Source organism: Streptomyces monashensis (assembly GCF_001866665.1).
Classification (GTDB): domain Bacteria; phylum Actinomycetota; class Actinomycetes; order Streptomycetales; family Streptomycetaceae; genus Streptomyces; species Streptomyces monashensis.
The window spans coordinates 126022-143968 of the sequence record NZ_MLYO01000034.1 but is presented as its reverse complement, the minus strand read 5'-3'; the positions used below and the strand labels follow the sequence as shown (position 1 = coordinate 143968).

Below are 17947 nucleotides of genomic sequence, written 5' to 3'. Positions count from 1 at the left end.
GGCGACGAAGGCGCCGGAGGCGGACGCCCGGTGAGGGGACAGCTCGGCGGCGGCAGGGAGGCCGTCTTCCTGATCATCGTGGCGTCGGCCGCCGTCCTGGCGGTGCTCCGGCCCGACCTGTACGGCGCCCTCGCCCACGGCGCCGCGACAGCGATCGCCGGAATGTTCGGCTGAGCGTGCCACGAAGAGAACCATGAAGATCACGTTCCTGCTCCACGACGCCTACGGCTCCAGCGGCACGGTCCGGGCCACCCTCGCCCTCGCCGGCGCCCTCGCCGACCGGCACGACGTGGAGATCGTCTCCAACTACCGCACCACCGACCACCCCCGCCCGGCACCGGCGCCCCGCGTGCGGACGCGCGCCCTGGTGGACCTGCGGCCGTCCTCCCGGCACTACGCGGGCACCGCCGCCCAGCAGCGGACCCCCGGCACCGTGTGCCCGCACGACCCGGTGCACCAGGGCCCGACGCCGCCCAGCGCACTCGGTGAGGCGAGGCTCGCGGCCCACCTGAAGGACACCGACGCCGACGTGGTGATCGCGACCCGGCCGTACCTGACCTGCTTCCTGGCCGAGCACGGCCGCCCGGACCAGCTGCGCATCGGCCAGGAACACGCCGCCCGCGCCCACCACCCGGACGCGCTCAGGGACGCCCTCGACGTGGCCGTGCCGCTGCTCGACGCGTACGTGACCGCGTCCGCCGCGGACGCGCGCGCCTACCGCCGGGCCCTGCACTCCGCGCCGACGCGCGTCACCGCCATCCCCGTCTGCACCCCCGAGCCCTGTGCCGAACCCTCGGCCGGGACGTCGCGGACCGTGGTGACGGCGGGACGGCTCACGCCGGCCGCACAGTACGACCGGCTGCTCGACGCCTTCGTCAAGGTCGTGGCCGTACACCCGGACTGGACCCTGCGCGTCTACGGCCACGGTCGCGAGCGCGGCCGCCTGCGCCGCCGTATCGACGAGCTCGCCCTGCACGACAACGTCCTGCTGATGGGCGCGCCCACGCCCATGGACCCGGAGTGGGCCAAGGGCGCCATCGCCGTCGTGCCGCACCGCACCGAACCCTCCGGCACGACCCTGCTGGAGGCGATGAGCTGCGGGGTGCCCGTGGTGAGCACCGACTGCGACCACGCGCCCCGCGAGATCATCACGCACGGCGAGGACGGCCTGCTCGTCCCGGCGGAGGGAGCCGTCGAGGACGCCCTGGCCGACGCGTTGTGCCGCCTGATCGAGAACGACACCGAGCGCCGGCGGATGGCCGTCGCGGCACGCCGGACCTCCGTACGCTTCCGCCCCCGGCACATCGCCGCGCAGTACGACGCCCTCTTCCTCGACCTCGAACCCGAACTCGCCGCCCGCGCGGGGCACAGCCGACTGCCGCGCGCGGCACGTCGTGACACCGGCGATGGCCTCCCGCTGTGGCGCCGTGCGCTGGAACGCGCCGGCCTGGCCGGACTCGGCTCGCCGGTCCGGGTCGGCTGCCGGGTCCTGCCCGACGGCTCGCTCGCCTTCCGCACCGCCGACCCGGCCCTCGCACCGGACGCCTGGCATCTCGTCCTGCTGCTGCGGGACACAGCGGCGGCGGGCGAGATGGTGAGACTGCGGCTGGAGCTCCGGGAGCCGGGCACAGGGACGTCCTTGCAGGCGAGGCTGGACAAGGGATCGTGGGCCCTCGCCGAAGGACACTGGGCCGTCTTCGTCCAGCACGTCAGCGGCCACAGGTCCCGCCCGGTCCTCGCGGGCCCGGTCGAGACGGCACGGCTCCTGGACCCCGCCGCGCGCCGCCCGGCCGACGCGGGATGCAGCGCGTGGATCCCGTACCCGGCACCGGACGGCGGCCTGGCCCTGCGCGCCTGGCACAGACCGGCCCATGCGGAGGTGTCGTCCATCGCCGTCGGCGACACGGCGATCCGGCTGACCGGCTCGCTCCACGGCAGCGCCGCCCGCGCCCACCACTACCGATTCCGGGCCCGGCTCCGCGGGCGGCACGAATGGGCCTTCGACGGACCGTGCTACGTCGATCCGTACGGCGACTTCGAGATCGGCATCCCCCTCGCCGCCGTGGCCGAGCACCAACCCGGCGGTCGGGCACGGTGGGACCTGCGCCTGAGCGCGTACGGCGGCCCCGAGGTCCGGCTGGGCATGCTGACCGGTGACCTCGCGGACCGCCGCGACGTCACCACGTTCCCGACGGCCTCGTACGAGGGATCCGAAGGCCGCGTGACCGTCACGCCCTGTCTCACTGCGGACCACGACCTCGCCCTCGTCAGTTCCCTCGCGTCGGGGGGACGTTCCGTACCGGAGTAGGCCGTGCGCCCGTCCCGCGCTCCCCGGGTGCTACCCGAGCCTCGTGGCCGGGAGACGAGGTGAGCGACGTGAGGGCAGACCGTCCCTGGGACGGAGCCGTTGTCGTCGGCGGCAGATGTGCGGGACTGGTGACCGCACGGGTGCTGAGCGACTTCTTCGCCGACTCACGACTCCCGCCCGCTCCACGTCGTCGCGCCGCAGCGGCACCGCCTGCGCCCGCGCATGCCAGGCCCCGCCGTCACGTCGTCCATGTCCCCTCCGGCGTCGTCCTCGGTCACCCCCGTCCGCCGTCGGTGTGTCGCGGAGCGTGTCCCGCCGCCACCCATGCGTGCACGACCGTCACGGGCAGGTGTCCGTCGGCGGCGATCACGTGCTCGGGTACGCCCGTCAGCCACGCGGTGAGGGCGGCCCGGCGCAGACGGGCGGTGCGGGCGGCGAGGCCGGCCCGCAGGGCGCTCGCGGATCCGGCGGTCAACCGCGGTGCGTCCTCGGCGAGTTGGCGGGCCGCCCGGCGGACGGCGTGGCGGGCGCGCCGGGCGTCGAGGTCACTCATGCCACCGGCTCCCGCTCCGCGTCGAGGGAGGTGTCGTCCAGGTGCCAGTGCAGGTCACGTACGCCTGGTTCCAGGGACAGCCGGGCGATGAGCTGTTCCAGCGCCCGGGCGGGGTCGCCGTTCAGGGCGACGGCCGCCCGCAGGCTGGTGCCGCCCTCGTCGTCACGTCGTACCCGCAGTCCGGTGGGCGCGAGGCCGTCGCTCGCGAGGGCCTGCGACAGCAGCGCGCGCACATGTGTCTCGTCGGCGCGCTCACAGACCAGGTGGACGGTGGCGCGCACGCCCTCGTTGTCGGGGTCGCGCTGCGGCACGCGGTCGATCAGCCGGCCCGCGGGGCGCAGGAACGCGTGCACACCGAGGACGGTGGCCGTCGCGATCGCGCACAGGGTCAGCCGGCCGGAGGCGGCGAGCACGCCGACCGCCGCCGAACACCACAGCGTGGCCGCGGTGTTGAGACCGCGCACGCCGCCGCCCTCGCGCAGGATGACGCCACCGCCGAGGAATCCGATGCCGGAGACGACGTAGGAGGCGACCCGGGTGGGGCTGCCGGGGTCGCCGACGACCTCGCTGTAGAGGACGAACAGCGTGGCGCCGACGGCCACCAGGGCGTTGGTGCGCAGCCCGGCCATCCGGGCGCGCCACTGGCGCTCCACGCCGATCAGGGCACCGCAGGCGACGCCGGCGGAGAGCCGGAGAACGAAGTCGAAAGTGGTCAGGTTCGCCATGGGAACCTCCCCTCGCCCCGCCGCGGCGGGACAGGTCGAGGGCATGGCGGCCGTTCGCCCGGCCGTTCTGCCGGAGGAGGGCTACCGGATGCCCGAGGAGTCGGGGGACATGGGACTGGGGGGCCGGTCGGGGCCCGGACTGCTGCTGGGATCCATGCCGCTCACCTCCTCCTCTCCTCCTCGACGCCTCTCCATACTTGCACACATACGCAATTAGCGTCGGCCCGGAAATGCCGCCGGACGTCGTGCGCGTGACCGGCTACCATACTTGCATGGAAGCGCAAGTAGCGTCGTGGGACGAGGAACGGGCCGAGCGATCGGTGGCCGTGCTCAAGGCGGTGGCCGACCCCTCGCGCTACCGGCTGCTGTGGGCGCTGAGCGAGCGGGAACTGCCGGTCAGCAGGCTCGCCGAGCTGATCGAGGCGCATGTCGCGGCCACCTCCCAGCACCTGGCGAAACTGCGCTCGGCCGGACTGGTGACCTCGCGGCGCGAGGGCACGCGCATCTTCTACCGCGCCGCGGGTCCGCAGGTGCGGGCACTGCTGGAGAGTGCGGTGCTGGCCGCGGACGAGAACCGGACCGCGGGGGAGCCCGAGCCGTCCGGCGCCGTGCAGGCGGTCGTCGCGCAGGAGCGCGCTGCCCCCGCACGGGTGGCCGGGGTCCGGCGTACGGCCACGGAACACTGACGCACTGCCACACGGAACACCGGTGCCGCCGGTCGCGGCGCGTGGTCAGTCCCGCCGCGTCGCGGTCGCGGCCAGGCGTGTGTCGTCGCTCTCGTCGAGGTGGTACTCCTGCGGCTCGGCGTCGTAGGAGTACAGCTCGGCGTAGCGGCCCCAGTCCGTGGCCGTCTCCAGCTGGCGGGTGACCTGCTCGGCGGTGAAGTGGTGGGCGAGCAGATCGCGGAAGAAGCCGGCGCGCAGGGTGCCGCCCGGGTTGTTCCGCAGGCTCTGCGTGATCAGCCTGACCAGCGGGGCGCGCTGCACGGCCTCGGCGAAGATCTTCTTCGACTCCTGCACGTCGGCGCCCGCGAACGCCGTACCGGAGTCGGTCAGCAGCAGGTCGTCCCCGCTGAGCGTGGTGAAGCCGAGCAGGTCGAGCGCGTCCACCTGGGGCAGCAGGTCGTCCACCGCCAGGCCGAGTTCGTCGGCGAGGTCGGCCAGGTCGCAGCGGCCGGCGCGGTCGAGCACCAGTTCCGCCAGCCCGGACAGCCCGTCGACACTGGCCGGCGGCAGCGGGGTGTTCGCGGGCGTGCGCTTCTCCAGCTCCACGGCCTCGTGCCGGCCGGGGACCCGGCCCTCCTTCTGGCGTCCGGTCATGGTCCGGTAGACACGGTCGATCAGGCCGTCGAAAGCGGCCGAGTTACGGTCCCGGGGCCGCTCCAGGCCGACGTCGAAGACCTCGCGGATCGTGCCGTAGGGGCGGGCGCCCAGGACGACGATCCGGTCGGCCATCAGCACGGCCTCCTCGATGTTGTGGGTGACCAGCACGATGGCGCGGGTGGGGAACTGGCCGGACTCCCACAGTTCCATCAGCTCGCCGCGCAGGTTCTCCGCGGTCAGCACGTCGAGGGCGGAGAATGGCTCGTCCATCATCAGCACGTCCGGCTCCACGACGAGGGCGCGCGCGAAGCCGACGCGCTGCCGCATACCGCCGGACAGCTCCTTGGGGTACGCCGACTCGAAGCCGTCCAGGCCGATCAGATCGATGGCCTGCCGGGCGGCGTCGGCGCGCTCGGCAGCCGGAACTCCCTTGGCCTCCAGACCCAGTTCCACGTTCTGCTGGACCGTCAGCCAGGGCAGCAGCGCGAAGGTCTGGAACACCATGGCCGTACCCGGGTTGGCGCCGGTGAGCGGGGTGCCCCGGTAGGTGACCGTGCCGGAACTGGCGGGCACGAGCCCGGCCAGGCAGCGCAGCAGCGTGGACTTGCCGGATCCCGACTTGCCGAGGAGAGCGACGATCTCGCCCGCGCGGACCTGGAGGTCGATGCCGGACAGCACGGGCAGTTCGCCGTCGGCACCGGCGTACGACTTGGTCAGGCCGGCGCTCTCCAGCAGCAGTTCGCCGTCGGCGGGCCGGCGGGGCCTGTCGGCGGTCAGATGGGCGAGGCCGGCCCGGGCCCGGCGGCCGGCACGGAGGTCGCGCAGGACGTTCAGCACCATGACGTGCTCCAAAATCTCGGGGAGGAAGGGAAGCTCAGAGGGAGTAGCGGGTCTCGGCCAGCCGGTACAGGCGGCGCCACACCAGTCGGTTCAGTGCGACGACGTACAGGCTCATCACCGCGACACCGGCGAGCAGATGCGGATAGTCGCCGCTCCCCGTGGCCTTCGCGATGTACGCGCCGAGGCCCGTCGCCGTGAGGGTGGTGCCGCCGAAGGTGACGACCTCGGAGACGATCGAGGCGTTCCAGGCGCCGCCGGACGCGGTGATGCCGCCGGTGACGTAGGACGGGAAGATCCCCGGGACGATCAGTCGCCGCCAGCGCTGCAGGCCGGTGACGCCCAGGTCGTCCATGGCCTCGCGCAGATCGCTCGGGATGGCCATGGCGCCGGCGATGGTGTTGAACAGGATGTACCACTGGGCGCCGAGCGCCATCAGCAGCGTGCCGCCGATGTTGATGGACAGGCCGGTCCGCAGGAAGAACCAAACGGCCAGCGGGAAGAGGAAGTTGGCCGGGAAGGACGCCAGGATCTGCACGATCGGCTGGGCGATCCGGGTCAGCCGGGGCGAGAACCCGATCTTCACGCCGACCGGCACCCAGACGACGGTGGCGAGCGCGACCAGCACCACGACGCGGGCGAGGGTGGCGAGGCCGAGCAGCAGCGGCTCGCCGAACACACCGAGGCCGGTGCGGTCGTGGAGGTAGTGGCCGAGGTCGAGCAGACCCCACAGGATCAGCCCGCCGGCGACGAGCGTGAACACGACGTCGCCGGTGCGCCGACGGGTACGGTCGACGACGAGCGACCGGTCGTCGCGGCCGAGGACGCGGCCCGCCGTGCCCAGCGCGCGCCCCACCGGGCGCAGCGCCCGGCCGAGCAGCCGCGGCCAGTGCGAGCGGCGCAGCAGGTCCAGTACGACGGACCGCTGGACCTCGCTCGCCTCGGACTGTTCGTTCTTGAACTTCTCCGCCCACGCGGTCAGCGGCCGCCAGAACAGGAAGTTCACGCCGATCACCATCACGGCCATGGTGAGGATCGCCCAGCCGACCTTGCCGAGATCGCCGTCGGTGATCGCGGCACCGGCGTAGGAGCCGACGCCGGGCAGCGCGTACTGCTGGTTGTCGACGCTGATCGCCTCCGAGGCCACCAGGAAGAACCAGCCGCCGCCGAAGCTCATCATGCCGTTCCAGACCAGGCCGATCATCCCGGCCGGCACCTCCACCTTCCAGAACCGCATCCAGCGGGTGAATCCGAACGACCGTGACAGCTCGTCGAGTTCGCGTGGGAGGGAGGTGAGGGAGGAGTAGAAGCCGAATGTCATGTTCCACGCCTGCGAGGTGAAGATCGCGAAGATCGACGCGCACTCCAGGCCCAGCATCGAGCCGGGGAACAGGGCGATGAACCCGGTGACGGCCACGGTCAGGAAGCCCAGCACCGGCACCGACTGGAGGATGTCCAGGGCCGGGACGAGGATCCGTTCCAGCCGCCTGCTCTTGGCGGCGGCACAGGCGTAGCCGAAGGTGAACACGATCGACACCGCGAGCGCGGCGAACATCCGCAGCAGCGAGCGGGCCGCGTCGTACGGCAGCCGTGCCGGATCGGTGTCGACATGGACGCTCCGGTGGGTGTTGAAGGCGACGGTGGTGCCGTGCCCCACGCGCAGCACCACGTACAGGAGCACCAGCACGGCCGCCGCCACGGCCGCGTCCACCCAGGAAAGACGGGACAGCCGCCCGGGCAGCCGCGCCACCAGCGGTGTGCGCTCCGCCCTCCCGGCGGGCTTGTTGTCCGTACGGATCGACATCACGAAGACCTCCGCCCCCACTCTGGGCAGGCCGGCACGCCCGGCCGCGGCCAACGCACCGATGGCAGGGCAGGGGTCACCCAGGCAGCATGGGAAATACAGGTAGGTAAGAGGAACCGTCGGGGCGGTCCTGGCCCCGGCCGGTGAACGTCAGAAAGTCAGCGCATGCCCCGGAGGCAGCGCGGACTGGGAGGGTCTGCACCCATGGCTGCCTCCGCTCCGTGATGTGGCTGTGCCCTGGCCGCGCTCAGTACGCGCACAGGGCCCGACCCCATGAGTGTGCCCCTTGTTGCATCGATGCGCAAATATGCAGGCAGGGCATGTTCATGACGCGGATGTCGGAGGGAAGGCGCCGCGCGGACGGAAGGCGTACGCCTTGCCGACCGCCGGGAGGGAATCGGCCGGGGCGAGCGCCGTCCGACGGCCTGCGACGCGTCGGGCACGACCACCGCCGACACCAGCGGCCGCGCATCACCGGGGCGCAGCGGCCGAGCGCGACCGGCACGGTCGTGGCCGACGAGCCGACCGTGACGTCGGCAGGGCGGCGGCCGGCCGCCTGGGAAAGATTCCCGGCGCGTCCCGTGTGCTGCCCGCCGACCCGGCTTCCCGCCCGGTGAGCGGACCGGATGCGTCGGGCCAGGGCGCCCCCTGGCGGCCGGCCGCCGCTGGAACACGCCGACTGCCGTTCCCGTACCGTCCGTTACCGCCGCTGCCGTTCCGGCCGGTGACGCGGTCGACGGGGTCAGCGGTGTCGCTCGGTGAACGAGAGGATCCGTGTCGCGACGTCGCCGGGCCGTTCGAGGAGCATGGCATGTGTGGCGTCGATGTCCGCGACCGTGACGTGGGGCTGCGTCCGCGCCAACTCGCGCAGATCCCGGCTCAGTCCCTCGGCGTAGGCGGACATGAGCTCGTCGAACCACGGCAGGCCGGGCGTGGGCGGGTTGGGGCGTGCCGCTCGGCAGATCAGCAGGGGGCTGCGCGCGCGACGGTAGAGGGCGAACAGGTCGAGTTCGTCCATGGCCGCCAGAATCTGGAGCGCCGGTTCGCGATCGGGCCGCAACCACCGCATGCCGTCCTCGCGTTCGGCGAGCGACCTGCTCAGTCCCGCGTCGAACAGGTCACGGGGAATGCCAAGCCCCTCCGCCATGGCCCGCTGCCCGCCGAGCACGGCCGCCATGTCCGCCGCCGGGAGGGCCCGCCCCGCCGCCTGGGCGGCGAAGCCCCGGACCTCGTCGAGTCTCCGCCCGACGTACTCGGGGTCCAGTCCGGCGTACTGTTCGGGCCGCCCGTATCCGTGGCCGTCGAGGTTGACGGCGGCGGGCGTCCGCGGGTGCTCCAGCGCGTACCGGACGGCGACCATCCCGCCGAGGGAGTGCCCGACCGGAACGGCGTGCGGGGCGGCGAGAGCGTCCAGCACCGCGGCCACGTCGGCGAGCGCCGCGGGGAACGTCCACGCGCCGCCCCCGGAACGGCCGTGTGCCCGCAGGTCCATGGCGATGACTCGATGGCGCGGCGTCAACCGCGGTGCTACGGCGGCCCAGTCGGCCAGGGTGCGTCCGGCTCCGTGCAGAAGGAGCAACGGCGGCCCGTCCCCGCCGTGGTCGTGCACGGCCAGGTCCACTCCGTCACGGGTGACGTATCGCTCGTCCGGGGACGCGAAGGGCATGGTGCGGCGCTCCGTTTCGCTGGGGTTCGTGCTGCACCGTCTCACCGTAGGGTCCGTCGGCGGCGACATGATCATCCGTGAGAAGGAAGCGCGCCGGGGTCCCTCCGGCGCATAATGGATCTACGGTCGGAGGAGCGACCCGGTGTCGGCCGTCACGACGCCGAAGCGGCGGGTGTCCCCGCGGCGCCCAGATGCTGAGTGAGGAAGAGCGCCGCGCGATCGAGCGCCTGGTCCGCCTCGTCCAGTACGCCGGCGAACGCCTGGAACACATGCGGCACTTCGGCGGTGACGTCCAGGATCACGTCCACCCCCGCCTCCCTCGCCCGTGCTGCCATGCGCGTGGAGTCGTCCAGCAGCACCTCGTTGGTGCCCACCTGGAACAGCATCGGCGGGAAACCGGTCAGGTCGGCGTGGAGCGCCGGGCTGACGAGCTCCTGGTGCGGGTCCTGACCCGCGAGGTGCATGGCACCCGTGTGCGCCAGGCTCTCGCGTGTGAAGAACGGGTCCAGGCCGGCCTTGGTGTCCATGCTCTCGCCGCTCCGGGTGCCGTCGAGCCCCGGGGAGAAGGCCACGATCGCCGCGGGCAGCGGCAGCCCCGCGGCGCGGGCAGCGAGGCACGTCGTGACGGTGAGGCCGCCGCCCGCGGAGTCCCCGGCGAACACGAGGGACGAAGGGTCCTCACCGGCGTCGAGCAGGGCGCGGTAGGCGGCGAGCGCATCGTCGATCGCGGCCGGGAACGGGTGCTCGGGCGCGAGCCGGTAGTCCGGCGAGAAGGCCCTGAAGCCGGTTCTGGCGACGAGGTTACCCGTCAGCGACAGAGCGGTCTCGGGCGAGCCGTACACGAAACCGCCGCCGTGGAAGTAGAGGATCGTGCCCGTGCGCGGGCGCGCGTCCCGGGGCTCGACCAGCAGGGTGCGTCGGGACCCGAGAGTCACCGTCGTGGTCCGGATGCCGTCCGGCACGATCATCGTGGCCATCATCGCCGCGAACCCCGACCGGATCTCCTCGACCGGCCGCGGGCCCTCGGGCCGTGGTGTGCGCAGCATCGCGTCGATCTTCGCGCGCTGTTCCCTGCTCATGGAAGTCCCTTCCGCCGGCGGATCTCCGCACTCCATAAGTAGATGCCGCTACAGTATATGCTGTGGCATGTAAATCAAGCGGCTCCGCCGCCGACCCCCGGGCCTTCTTCGCCGACCTGGTCCGCTGCGAGACGCGTCTCTACAACGCGCTCAACGACCGGCTGCGCGAGCGACACGGGATCGTCACCTCGCAGTTCGAGCTCCTGCGCTACCTGCGGGAGCATCCCGGATCGAGAGTGGCCGACCTCGCCGCCGAGTTCGCCATCGGGATCGGGGCGACGAGCAAGGGGATCGACCGTCTGGAACGGCACGGCTGGGTCGCCCGGCAGCCGAATCCGGCCGACCGCCGCTCGTCGCTGCTCACGCTCACCGACGACGGCGCACGCCTGAGCGACGCCGCCGAGCGGACCTTCACCGAGCGCCTGACAGAACTACTGGGAGGAGCTCTCAGCCGGCCTCAGACGTCGGCGGCCGCACAGGTCCTCTCGCTGCTGCGCACCGCGTTGGAGCGTGAGGGCGTCGGCATACCGACAGGCTGACACGGTTCGGGGATCGCGTATCTCATCGACTCCTCTCGGTGGCCGTGTTGAACATCTTGATCAGGTCGTCGACCGGATTGTCGCCGGACTCCGTCCCGTGCGCCCCGACACCTTGGAAGCCGGTTGCCTCGGCGGTGCGAGGGAACAGGGCTCGCTCGTACTCGGTGAGCGCGGCCTCGATGTCGTCGGGGTGTGCGGCGAGGGCCGTGCCGAGCTCGGCGCCGTCGAGCATGGCCAGGTTGGCGCCTTCGCCGTTCGGCGGCGCGAGGTGGGCGGCGTCGCCGAGCAGCGTCACCCCCGGCACCCGGTCCCACCGGTGCCCGGCCGGCAGAGCGTAGAGGGGGCGCAGCACTGGCGTGGTGTCGGCCTCGGTGATCAGTGCGGTGAGCTCGGGTGCCCAGCCGTCGAACTCCGCCGCGATCCGTGCGGTGGCCGCGCCGGCATCGGTGAAGTCGATGGCGGCGAACCAGTCCTGCGGCTCGGCGAGTCCCAGGTAGGCGTGCAGGGTGTCGCCCTTCTCCCGGTGCGCGAAGATCTCCCTGTCCGGCGCGGGCACGATCATCGACCCGCCGCCGACCGCTTTCGCGGTGGCCGGGTGCCGGGTCTCGGCGTCGAACAGATAGGTCTCGACGACCGACTTGCCGGTGTACCGGGGTGTCGCGGTGGAGAGCAGCGGGCGGACGCGCGACCATGCGCCGTCCGCGCCGACCAGCAGACCGGTGACGACACTGGTGCCGTCGGCGAAGGCCACCTCGTGGCGGCCCGTGCCCAGGGCACGGGTGGCGGTGACCTTGTGCCCCCACCGGACCGTGCCGGCCGGGAGCGAGTCGAGCAGGATCCGTCGCAGCTCGCCGCGCTGCACCTCGGGACGTCCGCCCGTGCCGTCGTCGGGCTTGTCGAGCAGGACGGTCCCGTCCCGGTCGAGGATCCGTATCGCCTGGCGGCCCGCCAGGATGAGACCACGGAACTCGGTCATCAAACCGGCTTCCGCAAGGGCGTGTTGACCGTTGTAGTCGTGGATGTCGAGCAGCCCGCCCTGCGCACGCGCCGCCGGGGAGGGCTCCGCCTCGTAGACCGTCGCGGGGATGCCGTGGAGGTGCAGGACGCGGGCGAGCGTGAGGCCGCCGAGACCGGCACCGATGATCGTGACGTGAGTCCGCATGATCGCTCCTTGGGATCGGGCCGCCCGGTGAGCTCCGGCCGGCCGTCTCCCAGAAGGTGTCAGCCCCCACCGACGCACTGCCGACACCGGACCGACAGCCTCCGACAAGTCACCGACACGGCACGTCGGTTCCGACGAGGGGCGGGCATCCGCACCCCTCAGGGGGAGAGCGTGATGAGGACGGGCTGTTGGGCGCTGTGCAGGGTGCGCGGAGCCGGGACCGATGTGCCGTCGAGGTGGCTCACGGCGCGTGCGCCCCGGTCGGCGGGCATGGTGGCGGTTCCGGACTCGGTTCAGCGGATCACGGCCGGGACCGACGGACGCCCCCGGGACGCGGCGAGAAGGTGCCTGCACTCGCTACGCGGCTCGGCAGCCCGTCGTCCTGCCCGTGCCCGCAGGACGTGATGCGGGCGCGCGGCCGGCCAGTGCTGGAGCCGGTCCACGGCGCGGGCCGCGGCGGTCGGCGGGCCGCCGTCGGCCTGGAGGACGAGCGGGATCTTGGCACTGCCCCAGTCGTAGCAGTACATGTGGCCGTAGCGCAGATAGATGCCGACCAGACAGAGGCGCGTCGCGTACGCGACCGCCTGGTCCTCGTCCAGCGGGCTGTCCTCGGGGATGCGGTACCTCGTACCGGGTGGCAACGGCCCGTACGTAGCGGACCCAGTCGTCCATGTCGTCCGGCGGGGCCGCGCCCGAACCGTCGTCGTACAGGCCCAGCAAGCGTTCGGCGTGGCCCAGGACGGGGTGCCGCCGAACGTGTGGAGGACGGGCAGGCCGACCCGCTGGGCACCGCCCACCAGCCGGTCCGGCACGCTCCAGTCGTACCGGCGTGACCGCCCGGTCGTCGGTGCTGGGGTGCCACGACAGTGGAGCGGAGTGTGCCGGGCAGCTCATCCGGTGATGTCGAGCGCCGTACCGTAGAGCCGGTCCACCTTCAGCCGGATGACCACCCGGCGTTCGGTGACCAGTTGGCGCAGGAACGCGTCCTCGTCCTCCGGCTTCGCCGTCGGCGGGATCATCCCGAGCAGCTCCCGTCCGACCGCGTCGCCGGGAACCGTCGTGGCTTCGGAGACCTCGGCCTCGCCCTCGGCCACGGCGAACGACCACACATCGCCCCCCTGCACATGCAGCGCGGCACGCGGGTTGTGCCGTAGATGCCTGGTCTTGACGCGGTCGGCGGTCGTGGAGAACCGGACGACGCGGGCCTCGGGGTCCCAGTGGAAGAGCATCGTCGTCAGATGGGGATGGCCGCCGCGCTTGACGGTGGCAAGGGTACCGAACTGCTGCTCGCCGAGCAGGTCGGAGAGCGCTTGGTCGGACAGTGCGCGGGGTGCCGGGCCTTGAGTCATGGACGGATCAACAGCCTTGACCGGCACACGCATTCCCCGGATGCATGTCCGATGGGGAGCACCGGCGCCGCACCCCCCAGGGGGCGTCCGGGGTGCGCCTACATCCCCAGGATGACCGCCGTCGCGGGTTACCTCCGGGGGCTGACGACCGGGACGGGCCACGCCGCCTACCGTCCCTGTCATGACCAGCGAAGAGATCAGCGGCACGGGCCGGGGCGACGGGGTGGTCGTCGTGCGGGACCAGGCAGTCGTCCGGGTGAGCGGGCTGCGCAAGGAGTACGGCGACACCGCCGCCCTGAACGGGGTGTCGCTGGAGATCGGTGCCGGGGATGCGGTCGCCGTGATGGGGCCGTCCGGCTGCGGCAAGTCCACCCTGCTCAACATGATCGCCGGGCTGGACCGGCCGAGCGCCGGTTCCGTGCACGTACACGGCGAGGACCTGGGCCGGATCAACGAGACCGGGCTGGCCCTCTTCCGGCGCCGCCGGATCGGCATGATCTTCCAGTTCTTCAACCTCGTCGACGACCTGCCCGCGATCGACAACGTCGCCCTCGCCGCCCAGCTCACCGGAACCCCGGCCCGTCAGGCCCGGCGCCGGGCACTGGAGCTGTTGGACGAACTCGGCATCGCCGACCGCAGGAACGTGTACCCCGCCGCGCTGAGCGGCGGCGAGCGCCAGCGGGTGGCCGTGGCCCGTGCGCTGATGAACCGCCCCGCGCTGCTGCTGGCGGACGAGCCGACCGGCGCCCTGGACAGCCACGCGGGGGAGCAGGTGATGGACCTGCTGCTCGATCTCAACGAACTGGGCCAGACACTGCTGTTGGTGACGCATGACCAGCGCCTGGCCACCCGGTGCGCCAGCCGGCTGGTGACGATGGCGGACGGCCGGATCACCGGCGAGCGGACCCTGGAGCGCACGGCATGAGCGCGGTGTGGCGGGCCTCGCGCGCGGCGGTTCGCCGCCGACGCCTCCAGACCGCCGTGATCGGGGCGGTGGTCCTCGTCTCCAGCATGGCCCTCGTGGTCGCGCTCGGCCTGCTCGACGTCGTCTCCGGGCCCTTCGACCGGCTCTTCGGACAGGCGCACGGCGCGCACGTCGTCGCCACGTACGACGCGGCGAAGGTCTCCGCGGCACAGCTGGACCGCACCGCGCACCGTCCGGGCGTACGGGCCTCGGCCGGGCCGTTCCCACAAGCCGTGACCGCGATGCCGGAGAGCGCGGCGTCCCAGATGCCCGGGATGGCGCCCGGCCCCCTGACGGTCGTCGGGCGGGCGGAGCCCGGCGGCGCCGTCGACCGACTGGACCTCTTCGCCGGGCACTGGGCCACCGAGCCGGGCCAGATCGTGCTGGCGCTGCCCGACGCGCCCGGGATGGCCGGCGGACCGCACTCACCGATCGGCAAACGGATCCAGCTGCCCGGCACGGCACCGCTGACCGTCGTCGGCCTCGCGTCCAGCGTGAGCGGGACCGCACAGGCGTGGGTCGCGCCGCAGCAGATCGCCGGCCTGCACCCCACGACGTACCAGATGCTGTACCGGTTCGACCGCGCCGCGACAGCCCGCCAGATCAGCAAGGACACCGAGGCGGTGAGCGCCGGTCTGCCGTCCGGATCACTGGTCGCGCATCAGTCGTACCTGACCTTGAAGGCGCAGGTCGCGGCCAAGCCCAACGCCTTCGTGCCGTTCCTCCTGGCCTTCGGAATCCTCGGGCTGCTGGTGGCGATTCTGATCGTGGGCAATGTGGTGAGCGGTGCGGTGGTCTCCGGCTTCCGGCACATCGGCGTGCTCAAGTCGCTGGGATTCACACCCCGTCAGGTCGTCGCCGTCTACCTGGTGATGGTGTGCGTGCCCGCCACGGTGGGCGCGGTGGTCGGCACGGCCCTGGGCGGGGTGGTCGCACGGCCGCTGTTGCACCAGGTCTTCCAGGGCGCGCAACTCGGCACGGTGAACGTCATCCCGACGGTCGGCCCCTGGGTGTACGCGACCACAGTGCTCGGCATGCCCCTGGCAGTGGTGCTGGCCGCGCTCATTCCGGCCCTGCGCGCGCACCGGCTCTCCGCGGCACGTGCCATCAGCGCGGGCAGTGCACCGCACGGCCGACGGGGACCGGCCGTACAGCGGTGGCTGACCGGCGTCCGGCTCCCGCGCTCGGTCACCCTGGGGCTGGGCCTGCCCTTCGCCCGGCCCGGCCGCGCGCTGCTCACCGTCGCCTCGGTCCTGCTCGGCGTCGCGACGGTGACTTTCGCCACCGGCCTGTCGGCGACCATGGTCGCGTACGGCGACGCGGTCGAAGGCTCCGGCAAGGTGCAGTCGATCGTCTGGCGCGGGCAGACCAGGTTCGGGGAGACCGCCCCGCACCATGCCGACGCCGCGGCGCAGGCACTGTTGCGCGGGCTTCCGCACGCGGCGGACGTCGCGGCGGTGGGCTTCTTGGACGTGCGGATGCCCGGTCGGAGCGAGGGTGTGACGATCGAAGGCGTGCGCGGGGGGATGTCGGCTCTCCCTGGCGACCTCGCCAGGGGGCGCTGGACGCGAGGGCCCGGCGAGGTGGTCGCGTCCGGCAGGTTCCTGGCCGAGCAGGGGGTGCGGCTCGGTGACTCCTTCACCCTGAGCGCGACGGGCGGCCGCCAGGAGCGCGTGACCCTGGTCGGGGAGGTCCTGGCCGGGCCGCAGAACTGGATGCGCGCGGACTGGTCGACGGTGACCGCCCTGACACCGCACACACAGGCCAACCAGTACTGGGTACAGCTCACCGGCGGAGCCGATGTCAGCGCCTACATGAAGGCCGTGCGGGCCGCCGATCCCGGGCTCTATCCGACCGAGAAGACCACGGTGAACGCCGGGGCCGTGACCGTCATCAGCTCCGCGTCGGCACTGACCCTGATGCTGACGCTGGTCTCCGCGATGGGTGTGTTCAACACCGTCGTACTCAGCGCCCGGGAGCGGCAGCGTGACCTGGGGATGCTGAAGTCGATCGGGATGACGCCACGGCAGGTCACGGTGATGATGGTGGTGTCCATGGCCGGGCTGGGGCTGGTCGGCGGGATCCTGGGGCTGCCGCTCGGTGTCACGGCGTACCGTGTGGTGGTCCCGATGACCGAGCACGCGGCCCAACTCACCTTCCCGGACCGGATGCTGGACGTGTGGCACGCCGGAACGATGACGCTGCTGGTGCTGGCGGGGGTGGCCATCGCCGCGCTGGGTGCGGTGATACCGGCGCGTGCGGCGGCCCGGCAGACCATCGCCCGGGTACTGCGCACCGAGTGAGCGCGCGTCGCGGTCACGCCGGTGACGAACCCTCGGGCCACCGGCGGCCGGCCGTCTCGTCCGCCAGGCACCGCCATCGGGCCTCTCCGCCGTCAAGCGGCCAGGCCCAGCTCGGCCGTTGCTCCGTGTGCAGTTCGCCGAGGCGGCGGGCCAGCTCCGGTCCCGCGAGGGCGGCACCGTCGGGTACGGCGGAGCCGTGGGCGGCGCGCAACTCGGCGAACCGGGCCAGTTCGGCCTCGTAGCGGTGCACCGCCCGCTCGGTGCCGGCGGCCACTTCGTCGCTCGGGGCGGTGCGGTGCAGGTGCAGCACCGAGGGCGCGGTCGACTCGGCGATCGCGGCGGCGAGCCGGGCGTGACCGTCCAGGACCAGATGGCAGTCCAGGCCGCTGACCCACCACAGCAGCACAGGCGGGAGCGTGCCGTCACGCGCCTGCTTGCGGTAGGCCCGGACCCGGCTGTCGTCGGTCTCGGGCAGCGGGCGCAGCGGCAGGATCTCCCAGGAGCCGTTGTGCACGAACCAGTCGATGTACCCGTCCGGATGGCCCTCGACGAGCATGGACGCCCAGTATTCGGCCTGCGGCCGCCGGCCGTGGTTCCAGCGCAGGAGCGGGCTGTCGGGCGAGAGGAGCCAACGGCCGTCGTGGAGCGGGCTGTCGGGCGCGTCGAGCAAGTGGTCGGCGAAGCGGTACGCCCAGCGATCCGGGCCACCGGCCAGCGCCCGCCCCGTCTCGGCACGCAACGGCGGCAGGAGCGAGCGGTAGCCGTCGGTGCGCCAGAAATCCACGCCGCAGTACTGTTCGTCGACGGCGGCGAGCAGTACGGGACGCGACTGCTGGACGAGCAGCAGGCGCCGCCCGGCGCTGAACAGACACAGGCCGGGCCGGCGGCGTCCCGTCACCTCCAGGGACAGACCCTTCCATGTGCCGTCGTCCCGGGTGATGTCCGTACGTCGCATGCCGAGACGATAGCCGGTGCGCGTGGCGGCTCACGGCCGGGCGAGATGGTCCAGGAACGCGGCGACCAGGCGCAGGCCCGGTGCGCAGGGTCCCGGTGTCGTCGGCGAAGCCGATGCGCACGGTGTGCTCGATGCCGAACGCCGCGCCGGGGGTGAACAGAACGCCGGTCCGCTCCAGCGCAGGCGGGTGCAGAACTCGTAGGAGCCGATGGGGGAGTCGTAGCGCAGCAGGGCGGTGGTGCCCGAGGCGGGGCGGACGTAGCGGATGCCGTCGCGGCCGGACACCCAGGTGCCCAGGATGGCGAGATGGGCACGGGTGACCCGGTGGGAGAGGCGCATCCCGGCCGGCGAGAACGGCTTGGACATGCTGCCGGTCGCGGC

Annotated in this window: 17 protein-coding genes; 6 read left to right on the top strand and 11 right to left on the bottom strand. The window is 72.7% G+C overall.

All coding sequences use genetic code 11. From position 1 onward, the window contains the following. Window positions 1-30: 30 nt before the first annotated feature. A complete protein-coding gene (locus tag BIV23_RS50425) occupies window positions 31-174 on the top strand; it encodes a hypothetical protein (RefSeq protein WP_177239978.1) in 144 nt (47 codons plus the stop codon). Between the two features lie 19 nt (window positions 175-193). Continuing rightward, window positions 194-2308: a glycosyltransferase gene (locus tag BIV23_RS21115; protein WP_071382467.1), complete on the top strand. Its 2115-nt coding sequence runs from the start codon at window positions 194-196 to the stop codon at window positions 2306-2308. A gap of 274 nt (window positions 2309-2582) precedes the next feature. Here BIV23_RS21115 and BIV23_RS21110 read toward each other — a convergent pair whose 3' ends face one another. Together BIV23_RS21110 and BIV23_RS21105 are read right to left on the bottom strand one after the other, a co-directional pair. Continuing rightward, the gene (locus BIV23_RS21110) at window positions 2583-2861 is read right to left on the bottom strand and encodes a hypothetical protein (RefSeq protein WP_071382466.1); all 279 of its coding nucleotides are present in this window, start codon (window positions 2859-2861) and stop codon (window positions 2583-2585) included. Next, window positions 2858-3586: an MgtC/SapB family protein gene (locus tag BIV23_RS21105; RefSeq protein ID WP_071382465.1), complete on the bottom strand. Its 729-nt coding sequence runs from the start codon at window positions 3584-3586 to the stop codon at window positions 2858-2860. Before BIV23_RS21105 ends, BIV23_RS21110 begins: the two co-directional genes overlap by 4 nt. A gap of 272 nt (window positions 3587-3858) precedes the next feature. Here BIV23_RS21105 and BIV23_RS21100 point away from each other — a divergent pair, with 272 nt between their 5' ends. Beyond that, entirely contained in the window at window positions 3859-4272 is a 414-nt protein-coding gene (locus BIV23_RS21100) for an ArsR/SmtB family transcription factor (RefSeq protein ID WP_071382464.1), read from the top strand. A gap of 45 nt (window positions 4273-4317) precedes the next feature. Here BIV23_RS21100 and BIV23_RS21095 read toward each other — a convergent pair whose 3' ends face one another. The 4 genes from BIV23_RS21095 to BIV23_RS21080 form a co-directional block, all read right to left on the bottom strand. Then, the gene (locus BIV23_RS21095) at window positions 4318-5748 is read right to left on the bottom strand and encodes an ABC transporter ATP-binding protein (protein WP_071382463.1); all 1431 of its coding nucleotides are present in this window, start codon (window positions 5746-5748) and stop codon (window positions 4318-4320) included. A 34-nt stretch (window positions 5749-5782) separates the two neighbouring features. After that, entirely contained in the window at window positions 5783-7549 is a 1767-nt protein-coding gene (locus BIV23_RS21090; RefSeq protein WP_071382462.1) for an ABC transporter permease, read from the bottom strand. A gap of 742 nt (window positions 7550-8291) precedes the next feature. Beyond that, window positions 8292-9215 carry an alpha/beta fold hydrolase gene (locus tag BIV23_RS21085; protein WP_071382461.1) on the bottom strand — a complete coding sequence of 308 codons (924 nt, stop codon included), beginning with the start codon at window positions 9213-9215 and terminating at the stop codon, window positions 8292-8294. 152 nt (window positions 9216-9367) lie between these two features. Next, a complete protein-coding gene (locus BIV23_RS21080) occupies window positions 9368-10294 on the bottom strand; it encodes an alpha/beta hydrolase (protein ID WP_071382460.1) in 927 nt (308 codons plus the stop codon). 62 nt (window positions 10295-10356) lie between these two features. Here BIV23_RS21080 and BIV23_RS21075 point away from each other — a divergent pair, with 62 nt between their 5' ends. Beyond that, complete coding sequence (locus BIV23_RS21075) at window positions 10357-10833, top strand: MarR family winged helix-turn-helix transcriptional regulator (protein ID WP_071382459.1); 477 nt, start codon at window positions 10357-10359, stop codon at window positions 10831-10833. A gap of 22 nt (window positions 10834-10855) precedes the next feature. Here BIV23_RS21075 and BIV23_RS21070 read toward each other — a convergent pair whose 3' ends face one another. The 3 genes from BIV23_RS21070 to BIV23_RS21060 all read right to left on the bottom strand — a co-directional run bounded on the left by BIV23_RS21070 (window position 10856) and on the right by BIV23_RS21060 (window position 13344). Then, window positions 10856-11995 carry an FAD-dependent oxidoreductase gene (locus tag BIV23_RS21070; protein WP_071382458.1) on the bottom strand — a complete coding sequence of 380 codons (1140 nt, stop codon included), beginning with the start codon at window positions 11993-11995 and terminating at the stop codon, window positions 10856-10858. A 293-nt stretch (window positions 11996-12288) separates the two neighbouring features. Then, entirely contained in the window at window positions 12289-12636 is a 348-nt protein-coding gene (locus tag BIV23_RS21065; RefSeq protein WP_071382457.1) for a hypothetical protein, read from the bottom strand. Between the two features lie 249 nt (window positions 12637-12885). Then, window positions 12886-13344, bottom strand: coding sequence for a PPOX class F420-dependent oxidoreductase (locus tag BIV23_RS21060; RefSeq protein ID WP_071382456.1), 459 nt, complete (start codon window positions 13342-13344; stop codon window positions 12886-12888). Between the two features lie 181 nt (window positions 13345-13525). Between BIV23_RS21060 and BIV23_RS21055 the strand changes: the two genes are divergently transcribed. Both BIV23_RS21055 and BIV23_RS21050 read left to right on the top strand, forming a co-directional pair. Next, window positions 13526-14269, top strand: coding sequence for an ABC transporter ATP-binding protein (locus BIV23_RS21055; protein WP_071382455.1), 744 nt, complete (start codon window positions 13526-13528; stop codon window positions 14267-14269). Further along, complete coding sequence (locus tag BIV23_RS21050) at window positions 14266-16611, top strand: ABC transporter permease (protein WP_071382454.1); 2346 nt, start codon at window positions 14266-14268, stop codon at window positions 16609-16611. Before BIV23_RS21055 ends, BIV23_RS21050 begins: the two co-directional genes overlap by 4 nt. A gap of 13 nt (window positions 16612-16624) precedes the next feature. On the opposite strand, the gene BIV23_RS21045 is transcribed toward BIV23_RS21050, so the two are convergent. Then, window positions 16625-17566: a hypothetical protein gene (locus tag BIV23_RS21045; RefSeq protein WP_071382453.1), complete on the bottom strand. Its 942-nt coding sequence runs from the start codon at window positions 17564-17566 to the stop codon at window positions 16625-16627. A gap of 30 nt (window positions 17567-17596) precedes the next feature. Further along, entirely contained in the window at window positions 17597-17932 is a 336-nt protein-coding gene (locus tag BIV23_RS21040) for a hypothetical protein (RefSeq protein WP_071382452.1), read from the bottom strand. Between the last annotated feature and the right edge of the window lie 15 nt (window positions 17933-17947).

What these genes read in the sequence shown, in the direction of transcription:
- BIV23_RS21080 (WP_071382460.1), bottom strand. Translation starts at nt 10,294, where the DNA reads ATGAGCAGGGAACAGCGCGCGAAGATCGACGCGATGCTGCGCACACCA.
- BIV23_RS21090 (WP_071382462.1), bottom strand. Translation starts at nt 7,549, where the DNA reads ATGTCGATCCGTACGGACAACAAGCCCGCCGGGAGGGCGGAGCGCACA.
- BIV23_RS21045 (WP_071382453.1), bottom strand. Translation starts at nt 17,566, where the DNA reads ATGCGACGTACGGACATCACCCGGGACGACGGCACATGGAAGGGTCTG.
- BIV23_RS21055 (WP_071382455.1), top strand. Translation starts at nt 13,526, where the DNA reads ATGACCAGCGAAGAGATCAGCGGCACGGGCCGGGGCGACGGGGTGGTC.
- BIV23_RS21100 (WP_071382464.1), top strand. Translation starts at nt 3,859, where the DNA reads ATGGAAGCGCAAGTAGCGTCGTGGGACGAGGAACGGGCCGAGCGATCG.
- BIV23_RS21095 (WP_071382463.1), bottom strand. Translation starts at nt 5,748, where the DNA reads ATGGTGCTGAACGTCCTGCGCGACCTCCGTGCCGGCCGCCGGGCCCGG.
- BIV23_RS21040 (WP_071382452.1), bottom strand. Translation starts at nt 17,932, where the DNA reads ATGTCCAAGCCGTTCTCGCCGGCCGGGATGCGCCTCTCCCACCGGGTC.
- BIV23_RS21085 (WP_071382461.1), bottom strand. Translation starts at nt 9,215, where the DNA reads ATGCCCTTCGCGTCCCCGGACGAGCGATACGTCACCCGTGACGGAGTG.
- BIV23_RS21050 (WP_071382454.1), top strand. Translation starts at nt 14,266, where the DNA reads ATGAGCGCGGTGTGGCGGGCCTCGCGCGCGGCGGTTCGCCGCCGACGC.
- BIV23_RS21070 (WP_071382458.1), bottom strand. Translation starts at nt 11,995, where the DNA reads ATGCGGACTCACGTCACGATCATCGGTGCCGGTCTCGGCGGCCTCACG.
- BIV23_RS21115 (WP_071382467.1), top strand. Translation starts at nt 194, where the DNA reads ATGAAGATCACGTTCCTGCTCCACGACGCCTACGGCTCCAGCGGCACG.
- BIV23_RS21105 (WP_071382465.1), bottom strand. Translation starts at nt 3,586, where the DNA reads ATGGCGAACCTGACCACTTTCGACTTCGTTCTCCGGCTCTCCGCCGGC.
- BIV23_RS21110 (WP_071382466.1), bottom strand. Translation starts at nt 2,861, where the DNA reads ATGAGTGACCTCGACGCCCGGCGCGCCCGCCACGCCGTCCGCCGGGCG.
- BIV23_RS21060 (WP_071382456.1), bottom strand. Translation starts at nt 13,344, where the DNA reads ATGACTCAAGGCCCGGCACCCCGCGCACTGTCCGACCAAGCGCTCTCC.